The following is a 14,060-nucleotide window of genomic DNA, read 5'->3' on the forward strand; positions in this document are numbered from 1 at the left end:
TCAGGCTACCTCACACAGGGCCGTCGGATCGATGGAAAGTGCCAGGCGTTGTCCGTCGGGATGCAGATCGGCGGCGGAGCGGTTGAGTACGTCGACCACCAGTTCCACCCCGCGCGCTTCGACGCGATAGCGAATGACGTTGCCGAGCAGGCTGTGGCTGCGGATCTGCGCGTCGAGTTCGCCGTCAAGGCTCAGTTCGATGGCTTCCGGGCGGATGGCGATGCGGTGGTTGACCGGCCGTTGCAACAGCTTTGAGGCGGCATCGGCATCGAGCAGGTTGTAGTTGCCGATGAAGCCGGCGGCGAATACATCGACCGGCGCGGTGTAGAGGGTTTCGGCGTCGCCGCTCTGGACGATTTTTCCCTGATTCATCAGGAAAATCCGGTCCGACATGGTCAGCGCTTCTTCCTGATCGTGGGTGACGAAGATCGTGGTCAGGCCGAGTTCGCGCTGGATCTGACGAATCTGTTCGCGCAGGTGTTTGCGAATCCTTGCGTCGAGCGCCGACAGCGGCTCATCCAGCAGCAACAAGCGCGGGCGGGTCACCAGCGATCGGGCGAGGGCGACACGTTGGCACTGCCCACCTGACAGTTGATGCGGATAGCGGCTGGCGAAGTCGTGCAGTTCGACCAGTTTCAACACTTCAGAGACGCGCTTGTGGCTGTCATCGGCGTTGACCTTTTGCATGCGCAGGCCGAAGGCGACGTTCTGTTCGACGGTCATGTTGGGGAACAGCGCGTAGCTCTGAAAGACCATGCCGATACCGCGTTTCTGCGGACTCAACGGCACGATGTCGACGCCATCGAGCAAAATCTTGCCGCCATCCACCGGGGTCAGCCCGGCGATGCAACGCAGCAAAGTCGACTTGCCGCACCCGGACGGGCCGAGCAGGGTGACGAACTCACCTTTGTTGATCTCGCAATCGATGTCGCTGAATACCGTGGTGCCGGCATAACTTTTCTGCAGGTGTCGGACGCTGACGTAGCTCATTCGCTTTTGTCCTTGTTCAAGATGTTGGCGATCCAGGTCAGGACCAGCACGAAAAAGAAATACGAAATGACCAGCGCACTGGTGAAGTGACCGCTGCTGTTGCGCATGTTGTTCAGGTACACCTGCAAGGTTTCGTAGCGCGTGCCGACGAGGATGTTGGCGAACACGAACTCACCGAAGAGGAACGAGAAAGACAGTAGCAGCGCCACCATCAGGCCTTTGCGCAAGTTCGGCAGCACCACCAGAAACGCCGCTTGAAAGGTGCTGGCGCCGAGCAGTTGCGCAGCATCCATAAGATCGCGCAGGTTGATCGCTTGCAGGTTGTTGGTGATCGCGCGGTACATGAACGGCAGCGCTACGGTGAAGTAGCAGCCGATCAGAATCCACGGTGTGCCGACCATCGCCATCGGCCCGGAACCGTAGAGCTGCAGCAGCCCCACCGAGGACACCACCGGCGGCACCGCGAAGGGCAGCAGGATGAGGATGTTCATCAGCGCATCGAGTTTCGGAAAGTAGTAATGCACGACAAACAGCAGCGGCAGGATCAGCACCACCGATAACACCAGCGCGCCGACACAGACGATCAGCGACTGCCCGAATGCGTGGAGAAAGCGCGGATCGCTCCACAACTGGATGTACCACTTGAAGGTGAAGCCGCTCGGCAGAATGGTCGCCGACCAACTGCTGGCGATCGAATAGACCAGCGTGCCCAGCAGCGGCAACAACAGGATGGCGAACAGCAGATAGACCACGACGCGGTGGTAGACGCCGGCCGGGCCGGATTCAGCGCGAGACATGGTAGCTCCTCTTCAACAGCAATTGATGCACGACGGTGACGATGGTCATCAGCGCCACGAGCACCACGGCCAGGGCGCTGGCCAGGTTCGGGTCAAGGGAAATGTCCCCGGAGACCATCGCCGCAATACGGATCGGCAGAACGTTGAAATTGCCGGTGGTCAGCGCATAAACCGTGGCGTAGGCGCCGAGGGCGTTGGCCAGCAGGATCACGAACGTGCCGAGCAACGCCGGGGTCAATACCGGCAGGCCGATGTGCCGCCAGAACTGCCAGCCGTTGGCGCCGAGCAGTGCGGCGGACTCGCGCCAGTCTTCACGCAGAGCGTCGAACGCCGGGTAGAGCAGCAGCACGCCAAGGGGTATCTGGAAGTAGGTGTAGAGGATGATCAGGCCGGTTTTCGAATACAGGTTGAAGTCCTGAATGATCCCCGACTGCTTGAGCATGATGGTGATGCTGCCGTTGAAACCGAGCAGGATGATGAACGCGAACGCCAGCGGCACGCCGGCAAAATTGCTGGTCATGTTGGCGAAGGCATTCACGAAGTTGCGCAGCTTCGAATCGACGCGGCGTAGTGAATACGCACCAAGCACGGCGATGATGATGCCGAATACGCTCGACCAGAAACTGATCTCCAGGCTGTACTGGATTGCCTGCCGATAGAACTTCGAACCGAAGATCTTGCTGAAATTGGCCAGGCCCCAGCCGGACTCTTCCGATTGCAGGCTGTTGATCATCACCCAGACCAGCGGGGCGATTTCGAAGACGATAAAGAACAGCGCGAAAGGCACCAGACACAGCGCCGCGAGCCATTTGCCGCGAGTCATGGCATTCACTTGAGCAGCTCCCGGCACACAGGTTTGTCGTGGGGCACGCCGAGCAGCTCGCAAACCGTGCCGCAGAGCTCGGTCTGCTTCGGTGTGACATCAGGGTTGAGGCTGAACGCCTCGCCGAGGACGAACAGCGGCACCTGACGTTCTTCCGCCAGCAGGCCGTTGTGCGAGCGATCGTTGTTCATGCCGTGGTCGGCGGTCACCAGCACCTGATAACCAGCGTCGAGCCAGGTCTGCAGATAGTCGGCGAGGATGACGTCAGCCGAGCGCGCGCTGTTGCGGTATTGCGAGCTGTCGAGGCCGTGCTTGTGCCCGGCGTCGTCGATGTTCATCGGGTGGATCAGGAGGAAATCCGGCGCATGACGCAGGCGCAGGTTCTCCGCGTCGGCGAACAGGTGCGAATCCGGATAATGATCGATCCAGTAGAAATGCCCGTGCTGGATCGGCAATGTCGGATCGTCGGTGTGGCGGTCGCGCGCGGCCACGAACGGTGAGCGGTTATACAACTCGCTGACCCAGTGATACGCCGCAGCGGCGGTTTTCAGCCCGGCATCGCGGGCGTAGTGATAGATGCTGCGCTGGTTGGACAAGCGCGAGACATTGTTGTGGACGATGCCGCTGCCGATCGGTGGCACGCCGGTGAGGATACATTCGTAAAGCGGTCGGGACAGGGCGGGCAATTCGCACTCCAGTTGATAGAGCGCCGCGCGTCCTGCGCCAACATAAGCCTGCAGATGCCCCATGGCGTGACACGCAACCTCGTAGTTGAGGCCGTCGAGCACGACAAGGATGACGTTGTGCTTCATAGGGGCAAGAACTCCGCGAAATTCAGATATTCCGAAATCAACCCGATCCCCTGTGGGAGCGAACCCGCTCGCGAATGCAATACATCATTCAACAGTGATGTCGACTGACGCGCCGCCTTCGCGAGCAGGCTCGCTCCCACATTCGGATCTTCAGCGGATCCCGAACAGGGGGATCACAGGATTACTTCATCTCTACGATGACTTCTTCGTTCCACTGCTGCGGCAGGGCTTTGGAGGTCTTTTCCCACGCGTCGGCGTCCTTGACTGGCGTAACGTTTTTGTATTGCTCGTTCGGCAGCAGTTTGGCTTTCACGTCTTCCGGCAGTTGCAGGTGTTCGGCGCGGATCGGCCGGGCGTTGCCGCGGGCGAGGTTGGTCTGGCCGGCGTCGCTGAAGATATATTCGCGCGTCAGCTTGGCGGCATTGGGGTTTTTCGCGTACTTGTTGATGATCGTGGTGTAGCCGGAAATCACCGAGCCGTCGGATGGAATCAGCACTACGTAATCATCCGGGTTGGCCATCTTGGCTTTGTAGCTCAGGCCATTGAAGTCCCAGACCACGCCGACTTCAATCTCGCCTTTTTCCATAGTGGCGATGGTCGGGTTGGCCATCGACAGACGACCCTGTTTGGCGAGGTCGGCGAACAACAGCAGTGCAGGCTTGATGTTTTTCTCGTCACCGCCATTGGCCAGTGCGGCAGCGAGGACACCGTTGGCGGCCTGGGCAGCAGTGCTCACGTCGCCGATGGAGACTTTGTATTTACCGGTTTTCAGGTCAGCCCATTTGGTCGGCACGTCGGAGCCGTTCAGCAGCTTCTTGTTGACGATGAAGGCGATGGTGCCGGTGTAGGCCAGTGCCCAGTTGCCGTCCTTGTCCTTGGCCCAGTCCGGAATCTGATCCCAAGTGCTTGGCTTGTACGGTTGCACCACGCCTTGCTTGACCGCGATCGGGCCGAAGGCAGCACCGACGTCGCCGATATCGGCGGTGGCGTTGTCTTTTTCAGCGGCGAACTTGGCGATTTCCTGAGCCGAACTCATATCGGTGTCGATGTGTTTCAAGCCGTAATTCGCAGCCAGATCATCCCAGGTGCCTTTCCAGTTGGCCCAGTTGTCGGGCATGCCGACGCTATTGACGGCGCCTTCCGCTTTCGCAGCGGCTTCGAGGGTTTTCAGATCGGTGTCGGCCGCCATGGCGGCGCTGCACATTGCAATGGTCGAGCCTAACAGTGTTGCCAGGAAAAGCTGTTTCATTCCGAAGCTCCTTGGTCGTGTTCAACGCTGCGATTGCGGTTGGGTTGGTCTAGGTCAGCAATACCTGAGCCAATTTAGGCGGGCTGGATGACATTTTGATGTCGATGGCCTCGTGGCTGATCTTCCATCAGCCATTATCAGGAAGGTGCCAGATCAGCGTAGACCATGCTCAAAAGCCCGTGGAGCAGGGGACTTGGCCGATGTATTGCAAGCCGTGAAAGCGACCGTTCGGTAGTTTTGTCATCTGTCGGTCATCTGCACTGCCTAGGCTTGCAACATACGAAGGCGCTTTGATCGGCGTTCGGATTTGCCCCGAAACAGTGCTGGTCTAGTCCAGATAGGTAACGTTGATGCGCGATGAGGCAACGAAAGCGGTGACAGCGATTGGCCAAGTGTTGCAGGAGCAAATCGATCACGGTTTGCTGGCGGCCGGGAGCAAGTTGCCCGCTGAACGCAAGCTGAGCGAGCTGTTCGGGACGACGCGGATCACTGTGCGTGAAGCGCTGTTGCAGCTTGAGGCACAGGGGCAGATTTACCGTGAGGAGCGGCGTGGCTGGTTCGTGTCGCCGCCGCGTCTGGCGTACAACCTGATGCAGCGCAGTCATTTTCACGCGATGGTCAGTGCGCAGGGGCGTGAGCCGTCGACCGAGGTGATTTCGGCGCGGTTGCAGCCGGCTTCGGCGGCGGTGTGTGCGTGGTTGCAGCTGCCGGCGTTGTCGAGCGTGATCCAGATTTGCCGCTCGCGGCGGATTGATGGCCGACTGGTGTTGTATGTGGAGCACTATCTGAATCCACAGTTTTTTCCGGGGATTCTTGAGTTTGATTTGAATCAGTCGATCACTGAGTTGTATGCGCGGCATTTCGATTTGCACTATGGGCGGGTGCGGTTTGAGATTGTGCCTACGTCTTTATCTGTCGATGCGGCGGCGGCTTTGCGGGTGTCGGTGGGGAGTCCGGGATTGAGGATTGCTCGGGTCAACTATGATCAGCATGGGCGGCTGATTGATTGTGATCTGGAGTTTTGGCGGCATGATGCGATTCACGTAGGGGTTGATGTGGTTTGATCTTTTTTGACCTTGGCGGCCTTTGGGCCAACCAGGTTTTGGGGGGTTGGGTGAATATCCGTTGCTGCGGTAACGGCTTCTTATGGTTCCGCCCTTACGGCGGGTCACTTTTTCAAACACCAAAAAGTAACCAAAAGGCTGCGCCCTGACGTTCGGCCCGCTCGCTGGGGCTCGGAGTTCCTTCGCTGCGGGATCGATCCTGGCGCAGCGGCTCCGGTTTGCTTCGCTGCACCTACACTCGCTGTGTACGACTGCGTCGTACGGTCGCTGCGCTCCCACGCCCGGATCAATCCCTCCGCTTCGCTGCACCTACACTCGCTGTGTACGACTGCGTCGTACGGTCGCTGCGCTCCCACGCCCGGATCAATCCCTCCACTCAGCCTGCCGACGGGCTCCGAGATCAAGATCAAAAGCGGTGCTCGAGCTAACGCTCATCGTGTGTAGGAGCTGCCGCAGGCTGCGATCTTTTGTTTTTGCTTTCGCTTTTCTGTGGGAAGCGAGTCTGCTCGCGAAAGCGCCCCCACAGTCACCCCTTCCTACTTGCCCACCGCCGCATTCCCATACAGATAATCCGTCGCCAACGACGCCAATGTTCTCACCCCAACCACCAGCGCCGACTCATCCACAAAGAACCCCGGATTGTGATTCGGCGCGGCTTTGCTCATGTCCTGGTCCCTCGGGGTCACTCCAAGAAACACAAACAGTCCCGGCGCTTCCTTGGCGAAGAACGAGAAATCTTCCGCCCCACCCACCAGCGGTCCCTGCACCACATCATCCTTGGCCGCCCACTTCAATGTCGGCAGCATTTTCTCGGTTAGTGCAGGGTTGTTAATCGTCGGGTCGTATTTTTCGATGATGGTGACGTCGGCTTTGGCGCCGCCGCTTTCGGCGATTTTCTCGATGGTCTGGCGTACGTCGCTGTGCAGTTTCTGGCGGATGCCGTAGTCGTAGGAGCGGATGGTGCCGGTCATGTCGAGTGATTCGGGGATGATGTTGTAGCGGGTGCCGCCGTTGATGGTGCCGATGCTGACCACCGACGGGTAAGAGGAAATGTCGGTGCGGCGGCTGACCACGGTTTGCAGGCCGACGATGGTTTGCGCGCCGACGGTGATTGGGTCGATGCCATCCCAGGGGCGGCCGGCGTGGGTTTGTTTGCCGTGGATCTTGATGCGCAGGTCGTCGGAGCTGGCCAGGGTCGGGCCGGGGCGGTAGGCGATCTGGCCGGCGGGGACGCCGGCCCAGACGTGCAGCCCGAACACCGCGTCTGGTTTCGGCGATTTCATTACGCCTTCCTCGACCATCATCTTCGCGCCCCAGGTGTTTTTGCCGTCGGGAATAAAATCGCTCGGGCCTTCCTCGGCGGGCTGGAAGTAGAACACCACGGTGCCGGGCAGGGTGTCGCGCATGCCGGTCAGAATTTTCGCTGCGCTGAGCAGGATTGCGGTGTGGGCGTCGTGGCCGCAGGCGTGCATGACGTCGACTTCCTTGTCGAGATACGTGCCTTTGGCTTTCGAAGCGAACGGCAAGTCGGAGACTTCCTTGACCGGCAGCGCGTCCATGTCGGCGCGCAGGGCCACGGTCGGGCCGGGCAGGGCGCCTTTGAGAATGGCGACCACGCCGGTGCGGGCGACGCCGGTTTTCACTTCCAGACCCATGGCTTGCAGCTGTTTGGCGACCAGTTCAGCGGTGCGTTTTTCGGTGTTGCCGAGCTCCGGATGAGCGTGAAGGTCGCGGCGGGTTTCCAGCAGCTCCGGTTCGAGCTTCTGCGCCTGCTCGGCGATGCGTGTGCGGGCGCTGTCCATCGTCGCGGCGCTGGCGTGGCTGGCGACCAGGGTGAGCAAAAGGGTCTGGGCAATGCGCGTCAGTTGCATGGGCTTCTCCTTGATTATTGTTGTTGGCTTCCTTGCCTGTGACAAAGGCTTTGCACGCAAGTGCGATCGGGTCCGGAAAGCGCTATGCGCTCCGACAGATTTACGTTTGAGCATAAGTTATCAGCGAAAACTCCTACCGCTTTATCAGTTTCGTCCGGCGTGACAGATAAAACGCGGGCGATAACCATGTACCGCACCGCACAACATCCATTTCCATAAATTTCTCCAGGTGCCGGTCACGTTATTGGCTGTTTGAGGGTAACGGGTCAGTGCGACAAAACTATTGTCCATGGAGGACTTATAAATGCAGCGTAATGGAATAACGCTTCCGCCGATTGTTGTGCGTCCGGATAAACAAGATGAATATTTACATTATTTAGGTGCCGGGGACGGCTCGGGACCAGGCATTAACTTTGCGCCGTTGGGTGAAATACTCGATATGGAAAGTATCTATAAAGATACTTCCAGGAATATTGCTCAGGTCATTGAAAAGGAACTGGCAGAAGCGCGGGCAGCAGGTGATCAAAGTGTCTTGCCGCCTTTGGATGCGCTGGCGCGGGAGATGCAATTCAGGGATTCCCTGATCGCCAGGAAGTTTGGTGCGCTTTTGGTGGCCAAGGACGTGGCCATCGAACGTTTCGGCCACGCCCAGGTTGAAACCTTTTTCAACGGAGGCCGCTTACCGCAAGTCAATCGGCGAAGCGCCAGCGTCAGCGTACGGCAGGCTTATAGCGCTCTGTTCAACGCCAAGTTACTGGTTGAAGGCATTGGCGTGCTGAACAGCCAGTCGGCCACGGTCAAGGGCATGATTGCCGTGGTGCAAGCGCAGGAAGCCGAGCGGATCGCTCAGGAGCAGGCGCGGTTGGCGGCGGAATACGCCAGGCAGGTTGCACAGGAACAGGCCCGCGTCGCTCAGGAGCAGGCGCGGCGGCAGGCGGAGGAGCTGGCGCGGCAGGCCGCGGCCGATGAAATCAGGCGGCTCGAAGAGGAACAGGCCCGTTTGGCGGCTGAGGCACTAGAGCGCAAGCGTGCCGAGGAACAGGCAGCGCTTGAGGCTGAGGCCGAAGCACGCAGGGTTGCTGAGGAAAAGCGCCGGCAGGACACCTCCGGTGGGCACAGTAGCCTGTTGCGCTTTCAGGGCAATACCAGCCACGCCCAACTGGTATTTGCGACGTCCGCTGGTGCGGTCGCGATTGCCGACAACCTGATGGCGGGTTTTGCCGCTTCGATTCGCGCGGCGGTGGCCGGTTTATCGGGGCTGGCTGCCGGCACGGCGTCCGGTCTGATGGTAGGGGTAAGTGCGTTTGTCTACTCCCCGGTGTTGGGTAATGGGGAATTGCCTGAACGCTTTCTGCTCAGCCTCCCACTGGCAGATCTGCTGCCCGGTCAACTGCCTGATCTGGGCAAGCTGGCAAGCGAAAGAGCACGACTGAATCTGCCGGTACGTTTGAGCGCCCGGCCGCTGACGGGCTCTCTCGCCGAACTGCTTGTCGTTCCGGTAGCGGGGACAAAACGGCCTTCCGGCGTTCGCGTGGTTGCAGCTGATTTCAACGCAGGGAACAACACTTACAGCGCGACCCTCACTGACATCCCGCCGACAACCGCGGTCTGGACTCCCGCAGTAACGCCGGCAGACAGTTCAACGCTGTTCCCCATCGAGAATCCGTCCCCACCGCGATATATCGGCGGCAACCTCGTGCCGATTGAAGGACGGATCGACGCTCACCCAGGGCGGGGCAGCATTCGTTTCGACGACTTCATTCTGGTCTTCCCGTCGGAATCGGGCCTGCCACCGCAGTACGTCATGTTCCGGGATCGACGCAATGATCCAGGGGTGGCGAGTGGTCATGGAGCGCCGGTTGCGGGTGGATGGCTAGGGGCTGCTGCGCAGGGTGATGGGGCGCCAATCCCATCGCACATTGCTGATCAGTTACGGGGTCGTCAGTTCAACAGTTTCAGATCATTCAGAGAAACATTCTGGAAAGCTGTTTTCAATGACGAAAAACTGGCTGGCTTATTTAATGAAACAAGTTTGAACGAAATGAAAAAGGGCAAAGCCCCGATAGTTAGAATGAACGACTCAGCGGGAGCAAGAGTGAAATACGAACTGCATCATAAGGTCGGCTTGGCCGAGGGAGGGGATTTATATAATGCTGACAACATAAATATCGTTACCCCGAAAGCGCATGTTGAAATTCATAAAGGGCTTTGATATGAGGTCGATACAGGATATGAGAGAGGAAGATTTTCTTGAGTTTGTCAGGAAAATATATGATTCCGGGTTTACAACAGAGAAGCAACAAATTGCTGCCATTCTTGAGTTCTCTCGGCTAGTTGAACATCCATCTGGTTACGATTTGATTTACTACCCGGAGGAAGGTAAGGATGGGCCTGAAAATGTTGTCTTGGAGGTAAAAAACTGGCGTTCCGCTAATGGTAAACCCGGTTTCAAAGATAAATAAAAGCAACCCCCTATTGGTATTACCTGCCAATAGGGGGCCATCTCTGTTCAGCTTTCCTTTTTGATTTCCACCCCAGGCGTAATCACCTGCACACTCATCCTTGGCGTCGCCAGATCCAGCCCCGCCTCATCCAGTTGCCTTTTCAGCGACAAATTGAACGCCCGGGAAACTTCCCACTGCTTGATCGGCGCAGTCTTGAACCGTGCGCGCAAAATCGCGCTGCCGGACTCGAAACTTTCCACACCCTGAATCTCCAGCGGCGACCAAATATTGCGGCGCTGCAACGGATCGCTGCGCATCTTCTGGCCGACGTCGCGCATCAGTTTGATCGCGTCGTCGATTTCCATGTTGTATGGCACGGCGACGCGGAAGATCGCGTAGCCGAATTCCCGCGAGTAGTTCTTGATGCTTTTGATTTCGCTGAACGGGATGGTGTGGACGATGCCGTCGATGTCGCGCAGGCGCACGGTGCGGATGGTCAGGCCTTCGACGGTGCCGAGGTGGCCGCCAACGTCGACGTAGTCGTCGATGGCCAGCGAGTCTTCGATGATGATGAACAGGCCGGTGATCAGGTCAGCGACGAGCGACTGCGCGCCGAAGCCGATGGCCAGACCGATCACGCCGGCACCGGCCAGCAGCGGTGTGACGTTCATGCCCATGTTCGCCAACGCGACGATCAGCGCGATGATGAAAATCGCCACGAACAGCACGTTGCGGATCAGCGGCATCATCGTCTGCGCCCGTGCATTCGCCAGGCCTTTGCGCGAGCGGGTGAGGGCGTGGTGCACGGCGGTGTCGGCGAGGATCCAGATCAGCCAGGAGAAAATCAGCGTGCCGATCAGGCTGAACAGTTTGACGCTGATGTCATGGCCATCGCCTTCGGCGAACGCGATCAGCGAATGGCCCCAGACGCGCAGGCCCAGTTCGATGAAGATCAGCCACACCAGCAAATGCGTCAGGGTGTAGAAGAAGTTTTTCAGTCGCTCCGAATACAGCGCATGGCGTTTCGGCCCGCGTTGCGGTTTCAGCGAATGGCGGCGCACGAGGCCGTTGATCACCATGCACAACACCAGCAGCACCGTGCAGATCAGCGACTGGCGCAGCGCGGTGCTGGTGTCGCCGGCGGAGACAAACGTGGCGAACAGCGAGATGCCGACCAGCACCAGTGCCGGCACGTACCAGAAAGTGCCGAGGATTTCGATGGTGTCGCTGAGGGCGCGGCGGGTCAGGCGGCGTGACAGCGGTTGGTTGCGGATCAGGTGCGCGATCGGTCGGCGGAATCGCAGAATGAACAGGCCGGTCGACAGCGCCGCAAGCACATTGGCGGTGGTCGCGGCGGTGTGCGCCAGATGTACGCCCAGGCTCTCGACCAGACGCGGATCGCTCAGCGCTTCACCAAACGCGGCGAAGCTGCCGATCAGCCACAGCGGCCGAAACGCCTGATGACGCAGGATGTACAGCGCGCGATGGCGATGCGGGCCGTCGAGCAGGGAGAAGGCGATCACGCAGATCGCCGAGAAACAGGTGCCGACCACCAAGGCATAGGCCAGCACCATCGCCAGGCTTTTGCCCAGCGAAGACGGCAGCACGTAGCTCATGTACACCGTCATCACCAATGCGATCAGCCACGGCCCGAGCTTGCGCAGGGCAAAGCGCAGCATGTCGAGGGCCTTGGGGTGTTGCGGCAGTTCTTCGGTGAGGCCGAAGCGCAGACGCACGCGGTGGCTGAGCCAGATCAGCGCGGCGGCGAGCAGGCTCCAGACCATCAGGATCACTGCGAAACCGAAGATGATCGGCAGCCATTCATTGGCCGGCAGCAGCTTGCTGGTCAGTTCGTCCTTGGCCAGATCGAATTCGTTGGACCAGCGGGTGAGCGGGCTGTCGGCGCCGGAAAACTGTTTTTCGAAGCTGGCGAGGGTGCCGCCGATCAGGCCCAGCACGCCTTCTTCCGGGGTGGCTTGAGCTTTCTTCGTAGCGTCGCGCAGCTTCTTCAGATCGCTGAGCAACTGCGCGCGTTGCTTGTCGTTTTCCAGCGACTTGATCACTTCGTCCAGTGACTGGCCGAGGGGTTCCACGGCTTCAGGCTGCGGTTTGGAAGTGTTGAGCAGGCCGGGCAGACCGACCGCTTGGGCGGGCGCCAGCGGCAGCAGCGTCATCAGGCAGACAAGCAGCAGACCGGGCAAAGCAAAAAGACGAGCGAACACCAGAAGACAACCTCGCGATAGGCGGATGCGCTGGAGTGTACGAGGCCCTTTGGCTCAATGCGAGCCGGGCGCGGTCATTCGTTGAGTTTGGCGAGGATCTTGTAGACCACCGTGGCGAGGATCATCAGCATACCGATCCACATGGCGAACACCCCGGCGTTCTTGTCGCGGAAGTTGAAGCCGATGGCCAGCAGGATCATTCCGCTGAGGATGGGAATGAGCATGGCGTGGAAGGAGGACATCGAGATCATGAAGACTGCCTTGTCTGTGGGGGATGTTTGCAGTCTAGGCGGGTTTTCGAGGCGGGGTGTGATGTGGCTCAGGAATGCATCAGGCCGGGAGGATTCTGCTGTCTGCACAGGCGATTTCGCGAGCAGGCTAGCTCCCACAGGTGAATGGCATTCCATTGTGGGAGCGAGCCTGCTCGCGAAGCTTGTCAGCCGTTACGGCAATTCACGGCTGGCATAGAACGCACTGAGCACTTTGACCAGATGCGCCAGGTCATGGCTGCCGCACAGCTCGCGAATCGAATGCATGGCGAAGGTCGGCAGGCCGATGTCGACGGTGCGCACGCCCAGATGGCTGGCGGTGATCGGGCCAATCGTCGAGCCGCAGCCCATGTCGCTGCGCACCACGAAGCTTTGCACCGGGACTTCTTCGGCCATGCACAGGTGGCGGAAGAAACCGGCAGTTTCGCTATTGGTGGCGTAGCGCTGGTTGCTGTTGACCTTGATCACCGGGCCGGCGTTGAGTTTCGGGCCGTGATTGGCGTCGTGCTTGTCTGCGTAGTTGGGATGCACGCCGTGGGCGTTATCGGCCGACACGAGCAGGGATTTCTGAATGGTGCGGACGAACTCGTCGCCTTCTGGCAGCAGGCGGCGCAGAGTCTGTTCGAGCATCGGGCCGTCGGCACCGCACGCCGAGCACGAGCCGACTTCTTCGTGGTCGTTACAGACCAGCACGCAGGTCTCGTCGGTTTCGGCGGTGAGCAACGCTTGCAGGCCGGCGTAGCACGACAGCAGGTTGTCCAGACGCGCACCGGCAATGAAATCGCCGTTCAGGCCGATCACCGCAGCGCTTTGCGTGTCGTAGAAACTCAGCTCGTAATCCAGCACCACGTCGGCATTCAGGCCGTGTTCGCGAGCCAGTTGATCGGTGAGCACGGCGCGGAAATCGACGCGCTCGTCACCGGCGAATTGCGCCAGGATAGGCGGTAGTTCGGTCTGCGCGTTGATCGCCCAGCCCTGGTTGGCTTCACGGTTGAGGTGAATGGCCAGGTTGGGAATGATCGCGATGGGTGCCTTGAAGTCGATCAACTGACTCTCGACCTTGCCGTCACGGCGGAAGGTCACGCGGCCGGCCAGCGACAGATCGCGGTCGAACCATGGCGCCAGCAGCGCGCCGCCGTAGACTTCGACGCCCAGTTGCCAGAAGCCCTGACGTTGCAGTTCCGGTTGCGGCTTGACCCGCAGACACGGGCTGTCGGTGTGAGCGCCGACCAGACGGATACCGTCGTGCAGTGGCGAGTTGCGGCCCATTTTGATCGCGACGATCGAGGAGTCGTTACGGGTAACGTAATAGCGGCCGTTGGCCTCGGTGGACCATGGCTCGCGCTCGTCGAGGCGCACATAACCGGCGGCCTCCAGACGCTGAACGAGGCTGGCGGTGGCGTGGAACGGGGTAGGGGAGGCCTTGAGAAAGTCGATCAGGCCCTGGTTCAACTCTGCGCGCATAAGAAACTCCAGACAGCAATCGGCGGCAGTTTAACGCATCACTCAGCGCCATTGG

The 14,060-nt window shown here is 59.6% G+C and carries 12 protein-coding genes; 3 read left to right on the forward strand and 9 right to left on the reverse strand.

Annotated features, from left to right (window positions below; translation table 11 throughout):
• The 5 genes from ASG55_RS04665 to ASG55_RS04685 all read right to left on the reverse strand — a co-directional run bounded on the left by ASG55_RS04665 (window position 1) and on the right by ASG55_RS04685 (window position 4,671).
• Complete coding sequence (locus ASG55_RS04665; RefSeq protein ID WP_056784001.1) at window positions 1-990, reverse strand: ABC transporter ATP-binding protein; 990 nt, start codon at window positions 988-990, stop codon at window positions 1-3.
• A complete protein-coding gene (locus ASG55_RS04670; RefSeq protein ID WP_056784005.1) occupies window positions 987-1,787 on the reverse strand; it encodes an ABC transporter permease in 801 nt (266 codons plus the stop codon). Before ASG55_RS04670 ends, ASG55_RS04665 begins: the two co-directional genes overlap by 4 nt.
• Window positions 1,774-2,610, reverse strand: coding sequence for an ABC transporter permease (locus tag ASG55_RS04675; RefSeq protein ID WP_162245414.1), 837 nt, complete (start codon window positions 2,608-2,610; stop codon window positions 1,774-1,776). The genes ASG55_RS04670 and ASG55_RS04675 overlap by 14 nt, the downstream gene beginning before the upstream one ends.
• A gap of 5 nt (window positions 2,611-2,615) precedes the next feature.
• Window positions 2,616-3,422, reverse strand: a complete 807-nt coding sequence (locus ASG55_RS04680) for an alkaline phosphatase family protein (RefSeq protein ID WP_056784007.1) — start codon at window positions 3,420-3,422, stop codon at window positions 2,616-2,618.
• A gap of 181 nt (window positions 3,423-3,603) precedes the next feature.
• On the reverse strand, window positions 3,604-4,671 hold the full coding sequence (locus ASG55_RS04685; RefSeq protein ID WP_041479304.1) for an ABC transporter substrate-binding protein: 1,068 nt from the start codon (window positions 4,669-4,671) through the stop codon (window positions 3,604-3,606).
• Window positions 4,672-5,021: 350 nt separating this feature from the next.
• On the opposite strand from ASG55_RS04685, the gene phnR reads away from it, so the two are divergent.
• Window positions 5,022-5,735, forward strand: a complete 714-nt coding sequence (phnR, locus tag ASG55_RS04690; protein WP_016773745.1) for a phosphonate utilization transcriptional regulator PhnR — start codon at window positions 5,022-5,024, stop codon at window positions 5,733-5,735.
• Window positions 5,736-6,271: 536 nt separating this feature from the next.
• Here phnR and ASG55_RS04695 read toward each other — a convergent pair.
• Entirely contained in the window at window positions 6,272-7,606 is a 1,335-nt protein-coding gene (locus tag ASG55_RS04695; protein ID WP_041479306.1) for an amidohydrolase, read from the reverse strand.
• A gap of 304 nt (window positions 7,607-7,910) precedes the next feature.
• On the opposite strand from ASG55_RS04695, the gene ASG55_RS04700 reads away from it, so the two are divergent.
• Together ASG55_RS04700 and ASG55_RS04705 are read left to right on the forward strand one after the other, a co-directional pair.
• Window positions 7,911-9,818: an S-type pyocin domain-containing protein gene (locus tag ASG55_RS04700; RefSeq protein WP_056784010.1), complete on the forward strand. Its 1,908-nt coding sequence runs from the start codon at window positions 7,911-7,913 to the stop codon at window positions 9,816-9,818.
• Window positions 9,793-10,068: a bacteriocin immunity protein gene (locus ASG55_RS04705; RefSeq protein WP_290127533.1), complete on the forward strand. Its 276-nt coding sequence runs from the start codon at window positions 9,793-9,795 to the stop codon at window positions 10,066-10,068. The genes ASG55_RS04700 and ASG55_RS04705 overlap by 26 nt, the downstream gene beginning before the upstream one ends.
• 47 nt (window positions 10,069-10,115) lie before the next feature.
• Here ASG55_RS04705 and ASG55_RS04710 read toward each other — a convergent pair whose 3' ends face one another.
• The 3 genes from ASG55_RS04710 to ASG55_RS04715 form a co-directional block, all read right to left on the reverse strand.
• A complete protein-coding gene (locus tag ASG55_RS04710) occupies window positions 10,116-12,272 on the reverse strand; it encodes a mechanosensitive ion channel family protein (protein WP_041479310.1) in 2,157 nt (718 codons plus the stop codon).
• A 74-nt stretch (window positions 12,273-12,346) separates the two neighbouring features.
• On the reverse strand, window positions 12,347-12,523 hold the full coding sequence (locus ASG55_RS26960) for a hypothetical protein (protein WP_016773747.1): 177 nt from the start codon (window positions 12,521-12,523) through the stop codon (window positions 12,347-12,349).
• A gap of 192 nt (window positions 12,524-12,715) precedes the next feature.
• A complete protein-coding gene (locus tag ASG55_RS04715) occupies window positions 12,716-14,005 on the reverse strand; it encodes a M18 family aminopeptidase (RefSeq protein ID WP_016773748.1) in 1,290 nt (429 codons plus the stop codon).
• Window positions 14,006-14,060 lie beyond the last annotated feature (55 nt).

Source organism: Pseudomonas sp. Leaf434 (assembly GCF_001425545.1).
GTDB lineage: Bacteria > Pseudomonadota > Gammaproteobacteria > Pseudomonadales > Pseudomonadaceae > Aquipseudomonas > Aquipseudomonas siliginis.

What these genes read in the sequence shown, in the direction of transcription:
- ASG55_RS04665 (WP_056784001.1), bottom strand. Translation starts at nt 990, where the DNA reads ATGAGCTACGTCAGCGTCCGACACCTGCAGAAAAGTTATGCCGGCACC.
- ASG55_RS04670 (WP_056784005.1), bottom strand. Translation starts at nt 1,787, where the DNA reads ATGTCTCGCGCTGAATCCGGCCCGGCCGGCGTCTACCACCGCGTCGTG.
- ASG55_RS04675 (WP_162245414.1), bottom strand. Translation starts at nt 2,610, where the DNA reads ATGACTCGCGGCAAATGGCTCGCGGCGCTGTGTCTGGTGCCTTTCGCG.
- ASG55_RS04680 (WP_056784007.1), bottom strand. Translation starts at nt 3,422, where the DNA reads ATGAAGCACAACGTCATCCTTGTCGTGCTCGACGGCCTCAACTACGAG.
- ASG55_RS04685 (WP_041479304.1), bottom strand. Translation starts at nt 4,671, where the DNA reads ATGAAACAGCTTTTCCTGGCAACACTGTTAGGCTCGACCATTGCAATG.
- phnR (WP_016773745.1), top strand. Translation starts at nt 5,022, where the DNA reads ATGCGCGATGAGGCAACGAAAGCGGTGACAGCGATTGGCCAAGTGTTG.
- ASG55_RS04695 (WP_041479306.1), bottom strand. Translation starts at nt 7,606, where the DNA reads ATGCAACTGACGCGCATTGCCCAGACCCTTTTGCTCACCCTGGTCGCC.
- ASG55_RS04700 (WP_056784010.1), top strand. Translation starts at nt 7,911, where the DNA reads ATGCAGCGTAATGGAATAACGCTTCCGCCGATTGTTGTGCGTCCGGAT.
- ASG55_RS04705 (WP_290127533.1), top strand. Translation starts at nt 9,793, where the DNA reads ATGTTGAAATTCATAAAGGGCTTTGATATGAGGTCGATACAGGATATG.
- ASG55_RS26960 (WP_016773747.1), bottom strand. Translation starts at nt 12,523, where the DNA reads ATGATCTCGATGTCCTCCTTCCACGCCATGCTCATTCCCATCCTCAGC.
- ASG55_RS04715 (WP_016773748.1), bottom strand. Translation starts at nt 14,005, where the DNA reads ATGCGCGCAGAGTTGAACCAGGGCCTGATCGACTTTCTCAAGGCCTCC.